We start from the raw sequence: 12,841 nt of genomic DNA, 5'->3' as shown, positions 1-12,841 counted from the left end.
GTTGCAGGCGGCCTCATGGCCGCCTCATAGACTTGATTACAGATTCTGCGTTACGAACGAGAGCATCTGGTCGGCGGTGGAGATCACCTTGGAGTTCATCTCGTAGGCACGCTGTGTGGTGATCATGTTGACCATCTCCTCAACGGTGCTGACGTTGGAACCTTCCAGGGTGTTCTGCAGCGTGGTACCGAAACCGTTCAGGCCCGGGGTGCCGATTTGCGGCGCGCCGGAAGCGGCGGTTTCCAGGAACAGGTTGTTACCAACGGCCTGCAGACCGGTCGGGTTGATGAAGTCGGCGGTTTGCAGGTTGCCGATCACCTGAGCGGCCGGGTTGCCTGGCACGGTGATGGATACCGTGCCATCGGTGCCGACGGTGAAGCTCTGGGCGTTGTTCGGGATGACGATGGCCGGCTCCAGGGCGAAACCGCTGGCGTTGACGATCTGGCCATTGGAGTCGAGGTGGAAGGTACCGTCACGGGTGTAGGCCGTGGTGCCGTCCGGCTGCAGGATCTGGAAGAAGCCACGACCGTCGATGGCCATGTCCAGCGGCTGCTCGGTGGTTTGCAGGCTGCCAGCGGTGAAGTTCTTCTGGGTACCGACGATACGCACACCGGTACCCAGTTGCAGGCCCGACGGCAGTTCGCTGTCCTGGGTCGACTGGGCGCCCGGCTGACGCTTGATCTGATAGAGCAGATCCTGGAATTCGGCACGGTCACGCTTGAAACCCGTGGTCGACACGTTGGCCAGGTTGTTGGAAATGGTGGTCAGGTTGGTGTCCTGGGCGGACAGACCGGTTTTGGCAACCCATAGAGCCGGAAGCATTCGATTCTCCTCGTGCGCCTGTTTTACGGCGCGACGTTCTGATAATTAGCTGATCTGCAAGACCCGAGCCATAGCCTGGTCGTCGTCTTTGGCGGTGTTCATCATCTTGATGTGCAGTTCGAATTGCTTGGACAAGGCCAGTACCGAGGTCATTTCTTCCACGGCGTTGACGTTGCTCGACTCGAGGAACCCGGACACCAGTTTGACGTTGGCATCGGCTTGCGCCGGCTGACCGTCCTTGGTGTGAATCGAACCGTCCAAGCCTTTGGTCATGTTCTTGATGTCGGGGTTGACCAGCTTGATACGGTCGACTTCGGCCATCACGCGCGGGCCTTCGCCCATTGCACGGATACTGATGGTGCCGTCTTCGCCCACTTCGACCTGCTGCTGCGGCGGCACGGCAATCGGCCCGCCATTGCCCATCACCGGCATGCCGTTGCCGGCCCGCAACACGCCCAGGGCGTCAACCACCAGGCTGCCGGTGCGCACGTAGCTTTCACCGCCATCGGGGTTCTGCACTGCCAGCCAGCCGCTGCCTTGCACGGCAACATCGAGGTCGCGACCGGTTTCCACCAGGGCGCCCGGGGAGAAGTCAGTGGCCGGGCGTTCGGACATCGCAAACGCACGCGCCGGAAAGCTGTCACCGAACACCGGCATCGAACGCGCCTGCTCCAGATCTTTCTGGAAGCCGTTGGTGGAGATGTTCGCCAGGTTGTTGGCATGGGCCTTTTGCGCCAGTGCATTCTGGCTGGCGCCGGTCATTGCCACATAAAGGTACTTGTCCACGCTCTTTCCTCTGCCTGCCGGACGTTTGCCGCCCACTGCTGTACTGCTGAGCGATAAGCAATTTGCAGACCAACTTGTTTTTGACGGCACGAGGCCCGGCAAACAAAGGACTTGAGGGATTGAGTTGGCGGAAAGGATTTGTATCAAAGACGAAAAACCGGCGGTGTTATGCCGGTGGGTGGCAATGCTTGACCTGTCGGAGCAGCACAGCATCCTGTGGCGAGGGAGCTTGCTCCCCCGCCACAGGGTCAGGCGTTGTCCTTGCCAACCTCATAATCACGCAGCTTGTTGGCAATGGTGGTGTGGGATACCCCCAATCGCTTGCCCAACTGCCGACTGCTCGGATGCTCGGCGTACAGCCGCTCCAGCACGGCCTTTTCGAAGCGCCCGACAATTTCATCCAGGCCACCATCGAGGGAAAAATCGCCAAGAGGCTGACGCACGCCGTAATCAGGCAAACGGATGTGTTCAGGCTTGACGGTACCGCCGTCGCACAGGGACACCGCCTGGAACAGCACATTTTCAAGCTGGCGAACGTTGCCCGGCCAATGGTAATGACTGAGTCGCTCCATGACCGTCGGTGCCAGTTTCGGCAGCGGGCAACCGATCTGCCGACTGGCCTGATCGAGGAAGTGCTCCACCAGCGGCGTCAAACCGTCGAGGCATTCGCGCAGCGGCGGGATGTGCAGCGACAACACGTTCAAGCGGTGATAGAGGTCCTGGCGAAATTCCCCACGGGCGCACAACTCGGACAGGTCGACCTGGGTCGCACAGATCACTCGCACATCGAGGTAGACCTCTTCATCACTGCCTACACGACGGAAGCAACCGTCCTGCAGGAAGCGCAGCAATTTCACCTGCAAGCGCGGGCTCATTTCCCCAACGCCATCGAGAAACAGCGTACCGCCCGCCGTCAGCTCCAACAGGCCGAGCTTGCCTTCGGCCCGCGCACCTTCGAAAGCACCAGGGCCGTAGCCGAACAATTCCGTCTCGGCCATGGACTCCGGCAGACCGGCGCAGTTGAGCGCCATCAATGGCGACTGACCGCGAGGACTGGCCAGATGACAGGCACGCGCCAGCAATTCCTTACCGGTGCCGGTTTCGCCCTCTATCAATAGCGGTGCGTCGAGCGGCGCCATGCGCCGTGCCTCACGCACCACCGCTGCCATGACTTTCGAGCTTTGAAAGATACTGTCGAAGCCACGCAACTCCTGTTTGCGCACGTTATAGATGCGCTCACCCACCCGGTCCGCGCGGTGCAGCGTCAAGACCGCACCGGCCATCGCTTCGCTGTCGTCATGCTCCGATTGCAGAGGCGCGATGTCAGCCAGAAACACGTCGCCCTTGACCTTGACCCGCAGCCCATTGATCCGCGATTTGTTGGCGCGTACCAGTTCCGGCAAATCGAAATCTTCGGCGTAACGCGACAGCGGTATCCCCGGCACTTCATCGACGCGCACACCCAGCAACTGTGCGGCTGCACGGTTGGCCGCGACTATGGAGCCGCCCATGTCGATCGACAGCACCGGAAATTCCAGCGCGCCGAGCAAGGCATTGAGTTCCATGTGCCGGCGCTCGCTGGGCATCAGCCCTACGCGCTTGACGCCGAAAACCCCTGCAATCGCCTCGAACTTCGGACGCAAGGCCTGGAACTGAATGTTGATCAGGTTCGGGCAATGCAGGTAGATCGCGTTGCCATGCTCGCCGCCCACTTCCCCGCGAGCGACGTTGATCCCGTACTCCACCAGTAAGTTGAGAATGTCACGCAGGATGCCAATGCGGTTCTGGCAGTGGACTTTGATACGCATATAAAAGGCCTGGAAAAACGGTGGATGAAGTCATTGCCGGCGCATCCACAGGGAAATTGCAGCGCCACGGACGGATATTTCTGCCAAGGTCAACAGATAGTCGTCAAGATTATGTGACACCCGGAGCGCTTTTCAAACCGGCAAATCTCAATAGCTGCGCGATGCCGCTCAACACGTAACGAAAACTTTACGTTTTCTGCGGATTTTTCCTACGCTCAACGCTGAACACCTGCTGCAAAGCTGCAATCCATGGGTTATTTCTAGGTCCATAGCTGGACATAACAAGAACGAATCCCCCTCGCAGGAGAGCAGCATGAAGCAGACGCAATACGTGGCTCGCGAGCCCGATGCGCAAGGTTTTATCGACTACACCGCCGAAGAACATGCGGTGTGGAACACGCTGATCACTCGCCAGTTGAAAGTGATCGAAGGGCGTGCGTGCCAGGAATACCTGGACGGTATCGAAAAACTCGGTCTGCCCCACGACCGCATTCCGCAACTGGGCGAAATCAACAAGGTCCTCGGTGAAACCACCGGTTGGCAGGTCGCCCGTGTGCCGGCGCTGATCCCGTTCCAAACCTTTTTCGAATTGCTCGCCAACAAGCAGTTTCCGGTGGCCACCTTCATTCGCACCCGCGAAGAGCTGGACTACCTGCAAGAGCCGGACATTTTCCATGAGATCTTCGGCCACTGCCCGCTGCTGACCAACCCCTGGTTCGCGGAATTTACCCACACCTACGGCAAACTTGGCCTGCAGGCTTCCAAGGAAGAACGCGTATACCTGGCGCGCCTGTACTGGATGACCATCGAGTTCGGCCTGGTGGAAACCCCGCAAGGCCGGCGCATCTACGGTGGCGGCATTCTGTCTTCGCCGAAAGAAACCGTTTACAGCCTGTCGGACGAGCCTGAGCATCAGGCCTTCGACCCGCTCGAATGCATGCGCACGCCCTATCGCATCGACATCCTGCAGCCGTTGTACTTTGTCCTGCCGAACCTCAAGCGCCTGTTCGATCTCGCCCACGAAGACATCATGGGTCTGGTCAAACAAGGCATGCAGCTGGGTCTGCACGCCCCGAAATTTCCGCCAAAAGCCGCGTGATCCGCGACTTTTACGATCAAGTGAGTCTGTCAGGAAACCACGCTTTGCTTTAGCGTGGTGACATTGACGGCCGATTTCCATTTATTCGATTTCAGGAATCCATCATGTCCACATTGAACCAAGCCCACTGCGAAGCCTGCCGCGCCGATGCACCGCAAGTCAGCGACGAAGAACTGCCGGTACTGATCAAGCAGATCCCGGACTGGAACATCGAAGTGCGCGACAGCATCATGCAGCTGGAAAAAGTCTTCCTGTTCAAAAACTTCAAGCACGCCCTGGCATTCACCAACGCCGTCGGTGAAATCTCCGAGGCTGAAGGTCATCACCCGGGCCTGCTGACCGAGTGGGGCAAAGTCACCGTGACCTGGTGGAGCCACTCGATCAAAGGCCTGCACCGTAACGACTTCATCATGGCCGCGCGCACCGACGAAGTGGCCAAGGACGCCGAGGGCCGCAAGTAATGCATTTCGACGCCATCGGCCGGGTGCCCGGCGACCCGATCCTCGGCCTGATGGAGGCCTATGCGCAGGACCCGAACCCGCGCAAATTCGACCTCGGCGTGGGTGTCTATAAAGACGCCCAGGGCCTGACGTCGATTCCCCAGGCCGTGAAACTCGCCGAGGCGCGACTGGTCGAGCGCCAAACCACCAAGACCTACATCGGTGGTCATGGCGAACCGGCCTTCGGCAGGCTCATCAGTGAGCTGGTGCTCGGCACCGACTCGAAGCTGATCAGTGAACGGCGCGCCGGCGCCACCCAGACACCGGGCGGTACCGGCGCGTTGCGCTTGAGTGCCGACTTCATCGCCCAGTGCCTGCCAGGCCGGGGCATCTGGTTGAGCAATCCGACCTGGCCAATCCACGAAACCATTTTCGCGGCGGCCAAGGTCAAGGTCAGTCATTACCCCTACGTGGGCAGCGACAACCGTCTCGACGTCGATGCCATGCTCGCCGTGCTCAATGAAGCGCCAAAGGGTGACGTGGTACTGCTGCATGCCTGCTGCCATAACCCGACCGGTTTCGATCTGACCCATGAAGATTGGCGCCGCGTGCTGGAAGTGGTGCGCCGGCGTGAATTGCTGCCGCTGATCGACTTCGCCTACCAGGGCTTCGGCGATGGCCTGGAACAGGACGCCTGGTCGACCCGGCTGTTCGCCGCCGAGTTGCCGGAAGTACTGATCACCAGCTCTTGCTCGAAGAACTTCGGCCTGTATCGCGACCGCACCGGCGCCCTGATTGTCTGCGCAAAAACCGCCGACAAACTGGTGGATATCCGCAGTCAGCTGGCCAACATCGCCCGCAACCTGTGGTCGACGCCACCGGATCACGGTGCTGCCGTGGTGGCAACCATCCTCGGCGATCCGGAGTTGAAACGCCTCTGGGCCGACGAAGTGGAAACCATGCGCTTGCGCATCGCCCAACTGCGCAGCGGCCTGGTGCAAGCCCTTGAACCCTATGGTTTGCGCGAGCGCTTTGCGCATATTGGTGTGCAGCGCGGGATGTTTTCCTACACCGGTTTGACACCGGAACAAGTGAAAAACCTGCGCGACCACCACAGCGTGTACATGGTCAGTTCAGGTCGGGCCAACGTGGCGGGGATTGATGCGACACGTCTGGATCTGCTGGCCGAGGCGATTGCTGACGTCTGCAAGTAACCCTCAAACACTGCCCCCTGTAGGCGCGAGCTTGCTCGCGATGGAGTATCAGTTGACACCTCAGTGACTGACACACCATCGCGAGCAAGCTCGCTCCTGCAAGTGGACCTGCGACAAAACAATAGACCTGTCTAGACAATCCCATCCGTCGAAACAAATGGATATAAAAGTCTGTTTGTCATTTCTCCTGCTGTATCCTGCCCAGGCTTTTTTTAAAAGCGCGGATCTACCAGATCTATCAACAGACTTAGCGAGGAGCGCGACTATGCACGAGATTCCCAATCTCCCCTTCCCAAGCCTGCACGAACCTGAGCAGACGACCACGCAACAAGCCGGTGCCCAACAGCCCCAGCCGAAAGAAGCCACTGACAGCCGCAAGGCCGACAGCGAAGACTGAAACACCCGCCGTACAGACCGTGTGGAAAGCGCTAACATGCGCTTTCCACACAGCCTGAACCCTGAGCCCCGCACCATGACCGATGATTTCACGCCTCCTTTTGATGAAGCGCTGCAGGCCAGCGTCCTGATCGGCACCGCCGAGAAAATGATCGAAATCTGGAATCGTCTCTCCCCGGAAAAACAAGCCGCGTTGCTGGCTCGATTCGGCAGCGAAGAAAATGCGTTGGCCGCCCTGGTCACTACACAACTGGTTGCACCGGCCAAGCCCTGAACGATCCCGTTCGGCAAATAGTTTTACTTTTTTCATAACCCACGACCGTCTACGCCGTTATCATAAGCAGCCTATCTATCTGCTTCCCCGTGGACCTTTACCCATGTCTGAAAACCAGCGCCCCCTGGCGGTCACGCTGCAAGTTGTCTCCATCGTCCTGTTTACTTTTATCGGCTACCTGAACATCGGCATTCCCTTGGCCGTATTGCCGGGTTACGTCCACAGCGACCTCGGCTTTGGCGCCGTGATCGCTGGATTGGTCATTAGCGTGCAATACCTCGCTACCCTGCTCAGCCGTCCGTACGCCGGGAAAATCATCGATAACAAGGGCAGCAAACTGGCGGTGATGTATGGCCTCGCCGGCTGCGGCTTGAGTGGTGTGTTCATGTTGATTTCAGCCTGGACCCAAAGCCTGCCGATGTTGAGTCTGATCAGCCTGCTGGTCGGCCGCCTGGTGCTCGGCAGCGCGGAAAGCCTGGTGGGCTCCGGTTCGATTGGCTGGGGCATCGGCCGGGTTGGCGCGGCGAACACCGCCAAAGTCATCTCCTGGAATGGCATCGCCAGTTATGGTGCACTGGCGGTCGGTGCACCGTTGGGGGTGCTACTGGTCAATCGAATGGGCTTGTGGAGCATGGGCGTGAGCATCGTGCTGCTGGCCGCGTTGGGACTGTTGCTGGCGTGGCCGAAAACCGCTGCGCCGATTGTGGTCGGTGAGCGTTTGCCGTTCATGCATGTACTCGGGCGAGTGTTGCCCCACGGCTGCGGACTGGCCTTGGGCTCCATCGGTTTTGGCACTATCGCCACGTTTATCACCCTGTATTACGCCACCCGGCATTGGGACAACGCCGTACTGTGCCTGAGCCTGTTTGGCGCCAGCTTCATCGGTGCACGGCTGTTGTTCGGCAACCTGATCAACCGTCTCGGCGGCTTTCGTGTGGCGATTGCCTGCCTGTCGGTGGAAACCCTGGGGCTGTTGCTGCTGTGGCTGGCACCTGACGCGCATTGGGCGCTCGCGGGCGCGGCGCTCAGTGGCTTTGGTTTTTCCCTGGTGTTTCCGGCGTTGGGGGTCGAAGCAGTCAACCTCGTGCCCGCCTCCAGCCGTGGCGCGGCGGTCGGGGCCTATTCACTGTTCATCGACCTGTCGCTGGGGATCACCGGGCCATTGGCCGGCGCGATTGCGGCAGGCTTCGGTTTTGCTTCGATCTTCCTGTTCGCCGCCCTCGCCGCCTTGAGCGGTTTGATGCTCAGCATCTACTTGTACCGGCAGGCGCCGAAACAGCGCGAAGCGCGAGAATCCCGCTAGAAATCGACCTTGCCGCGCCCGGCCTTGATGTTGCCGCGCTTGCTCTTGGATTCGAGCCGACGGGTCTTCGAACCGAGGGTCGGCTTGGTCGGGCGACGTTTTTTTTCGACCTTGGTGGCGCTGAGGATCAACTCGGTCAAACGCGCCAACGCATCAGCCCGGTTCTGTTCCTGGGTCCGGTATTGCTGGGCCTTGATGATCAATACGCCTTCACTGGTGATACGACTGTCGCGCAACGCCAGCAGCCGCTCCTTGTAGAACTCGGGCAAGGATGAGGCCGGAATGTCGAAGCGCAGGTGCACCGCGCTGGAGACCTTGTTCACGTTCTGCCCGCCAGCGCCCTGGGCGCGAATGGCGGTCAACTCGATCTCGGCATCTGGTATATGCACGTTGTTGGAAATCACCAGCATGGGAAAGGGGTCCGGGGTGGGGAGCATTCAGGATACCGCGAATAGTTTGGAGGAATGCGCTCCTTGTGGGAGCGTGGCTTGCCCGCGATGCAGGCGCCGTGGTTTATCAGACATACCGCGTTATCGTCCATCGCGGGCAAGCCACACTTCCACAGGGTTTTGTATGGACCCCCATAAACAACAAACCCGGCACATGGCCGGGCTTGTTGTTTCTATGCTCTACGCTTATTTCGCGCTTGCAGCCTGCAACGCGTGTTGCGCACTGCGCTTGTTCTTGATGCCGTAACAGACCCACATGAACACGATCCAGACCGGAATCGCGTACACCGAGATCTGGATCCCCGGGATCAACAGCATCACGCCGAGGATGAACACCACGAACGCCAGGCAGATGTAGTTACCGTACGGGTACCACAGGGCCTTGAACAGCGGCGTCTGGCGGGTCTTGTTCATGTGTTGGCGGAACTTGAAGTGCGAGAAGCTGATCATCGCCCAGTTGATCACCAGGGTGGCCACCACCAGCGACATCAGCAATTCCAGCGCGCTTTGCGGCATCAGGTAGTTCAGCAGCACCGCAATCAGGGTCACAGCGGCCGAGGCCAGGATCGAACGCACCGGCACGCCGCGCTTGTCGATCTTCGACAGCGCTTTCGGCGCATCGCCCTGTTCGGCCATGCCCAGCAGCATGCGGCTGTTGCAGTAGGTGCCACTGTTGTACACCGACAACGCCGCCGTCAGGACCACGAAGTTGAGGATGTGCGCGGCGGTGCTGCTACCGAGCATCGAGAACACCTGGACGAACGGGCTGCCGCTGTAGGAATCGCCCGAGGCGTTCAATGTGCCCAGCAGGCTGTCCCATGGGGTCAGCGACAACAGGATAACCAGCGCACCAATGTAGAAAATCAGGATGCGGTAGATCACCTGGTTGATGGCTTTGGGGATCACGGTTTTCGGCTTGTCGGCTTCGGCTGCGGTGAAACCGAGCATTTCCAGGCCACCGAAGGAGAACATGATGATCGCCATGGCCATCACCAGGCCGCTGACACCGTTCGGGAAGAAGCCACCGTGGGACCACAGGTTGCTCACCGACGCTTGTGGGCCGCCGTGACCACTGACCAGCAGGTAGCTGCCCAGGGCAATCATGCCGACAATCGCCACGACCTTGATGATCGCGAACCAGAACTCGGCCTCGCCAAAGACTTTGACGTTGGCCAGGTTGATCAAGTTGATCAGCATGAAGAATGCAGCAGCCGTGACCCAGCTCGGGATGTGCGGCGCCCAGTAGTGAATGTATTTGCCAACGGCGGTCAGCTCCGACATGCCCACCAGGATGTACAGGATCCAGCAGTTCCAGCCCGACAGGAAGCCGGCGAAACCGCCCCAGTACTTGTGTGCGAAGTGGCTGAAAGAACCGGCCACAGGCTCTTCAACGATCATTTCGCCGAGTTGGCGCATGATCATGAAGGCAATGAAGCCGCAAATGGCGTAGCCAAGGATCATCGACGGACCGGCGGATTTCAGTACCCCGGCCGAGCCGAGGAACAAACCGGTACCAATCGCGCCACCAAGGGCAATCAGTTGGATGTGGCGATTTTTCAGGCCGCGTTTCAGCTCGCCTGAATGCGAGTTTTGTCCACTCATGAAAAGGGTCTCACGCAAGGTTTGATGATGTTCAGTCGACGTTGCTGCTCAGGAAAGACGTTAAGCGGCACCGATCAAACCCCAGCGCAGGCACCAGGAGTTCAGCGTATTTACAACGGTCATGCGTCACCTGTTTGTTTTTATCTGTGACGAAATCGAACCCGACGCGCTCGTGACGCGGCGGAGTGAACAAGGCGGATAGCCTTGAATTTATTGGCCTTGGGCAATCGAACTGAATACTGGGAGCAAACGAGTCATGACAGCCGACAGGCGCAAAATGCGCGGATACGCAGTTGAGTCACAGTTAAAACGCCGCGCATTGTACACCCGTAACCACCTACTGCCAGACACCGTTTGATCAGCACGGATAGCGCCGCGTTAGGCCGGCGCTCGCAAAAGGGTCTTCAATAGCGGCAGAGGAATGGACAGACCCGCAGGGGTTGTCACTGAAGGCGAAGTCGATTTCGCCTCGGAGAAAGTCAGTCACGGCGTTCATTGCGCCTCCTTGTTGTTATGGCCTGCACGACAGGCATGGGGCGCATAACACCCTCACCAGCCTCGCGAAACAACCGGGGCAGAGCCTTGCAGCCAGCAATGACAGCGCGAATTCGGCAGGATTTCCTTACGGCATTGAAGGTCCATCGACTCCAGGGGTCAAAAGCGGGATATTCGTAAATATTTCTTTACGAAGCGGAACATAAAATTTCCACTGCAGATGAACCCAAGGATGGGGCGTTGCGACTGACGCCCTCACGCGAGAAAGCTCGCTCCCACTGGTTTTTGCCGGAACAGAGAAGGAGAAGCCGACGTCATTGAGGCGGACGAAGCCGTGAAAAACACAGAGAGCGGACAGGCCGTCGATGGATTCTCGGAGTCGACGGCTTGGGGTAGAAGTACACTTTTTAAACTTTGGCGTCGGGACGGATCATGGCCGCCGGCTTCTGAAAGATCTCGGGAGTACGGCATCCAGCATCAAACTAAATACAGAGCTCATCGAGCGGAATGAATAATTGTAAATACACCAATCAAATATAGGGCTCAATGCCAATATATTTAATGTACAAAGGGACAAAGGCCAGCCCCATAACCGCGGTCTAGCCTTGTCCAATTAAATTGGCAATCAAGTTCCTTCGAAGCATCCTGCCATTTCAGCCTTAACTAACGCGCTTCAAGAAACCATCAGGCGCCACGCTGATCTGGAGTTTATGATCAATTTTTTTGTCGATCTCGAATTCAGCATGTTGCTTCAAGTATTCTTTAGCCGCGCTTTTCGGGCTATTTCCTGGACCCCATGGGCGATTCTGGATCAAATCAATAGGCATATCTTCGATCAAGGTATCAAACACCACGCAGTAACTGCCAACGCTGACCAAATCGGCATAAGCCTCAAGCTCTGCCAGCACATGATTATGCGTATGGTTCGAATCCAGGCAGACCAAGACACGCTTGTAATCTTTTGCATATTCCCTGACTTTGGAAATCGTATCTTTATCGATACTCGATCCCTGAATCATTTCAATCATATGCGACATGGGGTGAGCTTTAATCGCATCATGGTTATGCTGACGGATATCGATATCAATACCGAGCACACGGCGCTTACTGGCCTGCGGGTCAAGGCTCTTGCCTTGTTCAACAGCCTCGCAATAATCGAGCATCGCCAGCATCGAAGCGCTAAAAATCAATGAGCCGCCGTGGGCGATGCCGGTCTCGATGATCAGATCCGGCTTGATATCCCAGATCAGCTCCTGCATGGCCCAGGTATCGTTAGGGAATTGAATCGCCGGACGACCGAACCAGGAAAAGTTATACGCCCACTTGTGCCGGCTGATTTCGCGGACCCAAATACGGGACAGCGCTTGCAGATCGGTGTCAGCGCCGAGCGCTTCAATATTTTCTGCGACTTCCTGACGAAACTGCTCATGCGGATTCATTTTTAAAACTTCTCCAATCTGTAGTTCCAGAATTTATAGACTCAAGCCCGAGCTTGCCGCAATTCGCCACCAGATCCAGGGCGGACACATAGGGCGTAAAATCGCCATGGGCTTGGGGGTAAGGTGCGCAGTTATAGGCCATATATTCGACGGCAACGTCCGAACGCTCGAACAACTCATGATTGAGGTAACGTCCGGCGCCATGACCGGTGATGTATTTGTTCCCTTCCAGGCGCTTGACCACTGAAAGGACACGATCACTGCTACTTCCCGAAATATCCAGGGACTGCACATCGATAAAACGACAGTTAACATCCAAGCCAAAATACTCGATCAGCGCCATCAACGACGCACGAGCGAGCTCTCCGACATTTGCATAATCGCGAGCATAAACATTCGCAACGAGTTCAAGGGCATCCTGACGAAATGGAGCACTCGCAAAGCTGTTTTCCAGCAACGCCATGTGTGTTTTCCCCCATGTCGAAGTGGGAGGCACCTTAACTTCATTTATCTTTTGACCTAGATGCAGGTCAACTAAAGGAACCGTCATCCAACGCATACCCTGAGGTGTCTTGATTTGTACGCGATTGACAAAGCTGCCTTTGGAAAACTGTACGTCATCGTAATGAACAAAAACATTGGCCAAGCGTACTTGTTCCAGAAGGCCTACCCATGGAAAAAGCATCGATTGTGAAATGACGATATTCATAATTC

The 12,841-nt window shown here is 57.6% G+C and carries 13 protein-coding genes; 6 read left to right on the top strand and 7 right to left on the bottom strand.

What is annotated here, in order from left to right; translation table 11 throughout:
* Positions 1 to 36: 36 nt before the first annotated feature.
* From flgG to F7R06_RS07970, 3 genes are all read right to left on the bottom strand, one after another.
* Complete coding sequence (gene flgG / locus F7R06_RS07980) at positions 37 to 822, bottom strand: flagellar basal-body rod protein FlgG (RefSeq protein ID WP_090324331.1); 786 nt, start codon at positions 820 to 822, stop codon at positions 37 to 39.
* A gap of 45 nt (positions 823 to 867) precedes the next feature.
* Positions 868 to 1,608: a flagellar basal body rod protein FlgF gene (locus tag F7R06_RS07975; RefSeq protein ID WP_090324332.1), complete on the bottom strand. Its 741-nt coding sequence runs from the start codon at positions 1,606 to 1,608 to the stop codon at positions 868 to 870.
* A 248-nt stretch (positions 1,609 to 1,856) separates the two neighbouring features.
* Positions 1,857 to 3,416, bottom strand: coding sequence for a sigma-54-dependent transcriptional regulator (locus F7R06_RS07970; RefSeq protein WP_090324334.1), 1,560 nt, complete (start codon positions 3,414 to 3,416; stop codon positions 1,857 to 1,859).
* Between the two features lie 313 nt (positions 3,417 to 3,729).
* Between F7R06_RS07970 and phhA the strand changes: the two genes are divergently transcribed.
* The 6 genes from phhA (at position 3,730) to F7R06_RS07945 (ending at position 8,142) form a co-directional block, all read left to right on the top strand.
* The gene (gene phhA / locus F7R06_RS07965) at positions 3,730 to 4,515 is read left to right on the top strand and encodes a phenylalanine 4-monooxygenase (RefSeq protein ID WP_090324335.1); all 786 of its coding nucleotides are present in this window, start codon (positions 3,730 to 3,732) and stop codon (positions 4,513 to 4,515) included.
* 104 nt (positions 4,516 to 4,619) lie between these two features.
* The gene (locus tag F7R06_RS07960) at positions 4,620 to 4,976 is read left to right on the top strand and encodes a 4a-hydroxytetrahydrobiopterin dehydratase (protein ID WP_017337151.1); all 357 of its coding nucleotides are present in this window, start codon (positions 4,620 to 4,622) and stop codon (positions 4,974 to 4,976) included.
* Positions 4,976 to 6,169: an amino acid aminotransferase gene (locus F7R06_RS07955; protein ID WP_090324337.1), complete on the top strand. Its 1,194-nt coding sequence runs from the start codon at positions 4,976 to 4,978 to the stop codon at positions 6,167 to 6,169. The genes F7R06_RS07960 and F7R06_RS07955 overlap by 1 nt, the downstream gene beginning before the upstream one ends.
* 265 nt (positions 6,170 to 6,434) lie before the next feature.
* Entirely contained in the window at positions 6,435 to 6,566 is a 132-nt protein-coding gene (locus tag F7R06_RS31230) for a hypothetical protein (RefSeq protein ID WP_281198496.1), read from the top strand.
* A 36-nt stretch (positions 6,567 to 6,602) separates the two neighbouring features.
* On the top strand, positions 6,603 to 6,839 hold the full coding sequence (locus F7R06_RS07950) for a hypothetical protein (protein ID WP_090324338.1): 237 nt from the start codon (positions 6,603 to 6,605) through the stop codon (positions 6,837 to 6,839).
* A gap of 103 nt (positions 6,840 to 6,942) precedes the next feature.
* Positions 6,943 to 8,142 (top strand): MFS transporter, encoded by a 1,200-nt coding sequence (locus tag F7R06_RS07945; protein WP_090324340.1) that lies wholly within the window; start codon positions 6,943 to 6,945, stop codon positions 8,140 to 8,142.
* On the opposite strand, the gene arfB is transcribed toward F7R06_RS07945, so the two are convergent.
* The 4 genes from arfB to F7R06_RS07925 form a co-directional block, all read right to left on the bottom strand.
* Complete coding sequence (gene arfB / locus F7R06_RS07940) at positions 8,139 to 8,552, bottom strand: alternative ribosome rescue aminoacyl-tRNA hydrolase ArfB (RefSeq protein WP_090324341.1); 414 nt, start codon at positions 8,550 to 8,552, stop codon at positions 8,139 to 8,141. The two genes, F7R06_RS07945 and arfB, sit on opposite strands and share 4 nt — an antisense overlap.
* A gap of 225 nt (positions 8,553 to 8,777) precedes the next feature.
* Positions 8,778 to 10,193, bottom strand: coding sequence for an amino acid permease (locus tag F7R06_RS07935; protein ID WP_090324343.1), 1,416 nt, complete (start codon positions 10,191 to 10,193; stop codon positions 8,778 to 8,780).
* A gap of 1,154 nt (positions 10,194 to 11,347) precedes the next feature.
* A complete protein-coding gene (locus tag F7R06_RS07930) occupies positions 11,348 to 12,127 on the bottom strand; it encodes a cephalosporin hydroxylase family protein (RefSeq protein ID WP_090324345.1) in 780 nt (259 codons plus the stop codon).
* A complete protein-coding gene (locus F7R06_RS07925) occupies positions 12,114 to 12,836 on the bottom strand; it encodes a WbqC family protein (RefSeq protein WP_090324346.1) in 723 nt (240 codons plus the stop codon). The genes F7R06_RS07930 and F7R06_RS07925 overlap by 14 nt, the downstream gene beginning before the upstream one ends.
* Positions 12,837 to 12,841: the final 5 nt, after the last annotated feature.

It is taken from the genome of Pseudomonas moorei, from assembly GCF_008801475.1.
GTDB classification, from domain to species: Bacteria; Pseudomonadota; Gammaproteobacteria; order Pseudomonadales; family Pseudomonadaceae; genus Aquipseudomonas; species Aquipseudomonas moorei.
Note: the sequence above shows the minus strand (reverse complement) of the source record. Positions and strands in the feature narration are given on the sequence as shown.

Bases quoted from the DNA above. Each gene is read 5' to 3' on its own strand.
- flgG (WP_090324331.1), bottom strand. From the start codon at position 822: ATGCTTCCGGCTCTATGGGTTGCCAAAACCGGTCTGTCCGCCCAGGAC.
- F7R06_RS07970 (WP_090324334.1), bottom strand. From the start codon at position 3,416: ATGCGTATCAAAGTCCACTGCCAGAACCGCATTGGCATCCTGCGTGAC.
- phhA (WP_090324335.1), top strand. From the start codon at position 3,730: ATGAAGCAGACGCAATACGTGGCTCGCGAGCCCGATGCGCAAGGTTTT.
- F7R06_RS07960 (WP_017337151.1), top strand. From the start codon at position 4,620: ATGTCCACATTGAACCAAGCCCACTGCGAAGCCTGCCGCGCCGATGCA.
- F7R06_RS07955 (WP_090324337.1), top strand. From the start codon at position 4,976: ATGCATTTCGACGCCATCGGCCGGGTGCCCGGCGACCCGATCCTCGGC.
- F7R06_RS31230 (WP_281198496.1), top strand. From the start codon at position 6,435: ATGCACGAGATTCCCAATCTCCCCTTCCCAAGCCTGCACGAACCTGAG.
- F7R06_RS07950 (WP_090324338.1), top strand. From the start codon at position 6,603: ATGCGCTTTCCACACAGCCTGAACCCTGAGCCCCGCACCATGACCGAT.
- F7R06_RS07945 (WP_090324340.1), top strand. From the start codon at position 6,943: ATGTCTGAAAACCAGCGCCCCCTGGCGGTCACGCTGCAAGTTGTCTCC.
- arfB (WP_090324341.1), bottom strand. From the start codon at position 8,552: ATGCTGGTGATTTCCAACAACGTGCATATACCAGATGCCGAGATCGAG.
- F7R06_RS07935 (WP_090324343.1), bottom strand. From the start codon at position 10,193: ATGAGTGGACAAAACTCGCATTCAGGCGAGCTGAAACGCGGCCTGAAA.
- F7R06_RS07930 (WP_090324345.1), bottom strand. From the start codon at position 12,127: ATGAATCCGCATGAGCAGTTTCGTCAGGAAGTCGCAGAAAATATTGAA.
- F7R06_RS07925 (WP_090324346.1), bottom strand. From the start codon at position 12,836: ATGAATATCGTCATTTCACAATCGATGCTTTTTCCATGGGTAGGCCTT.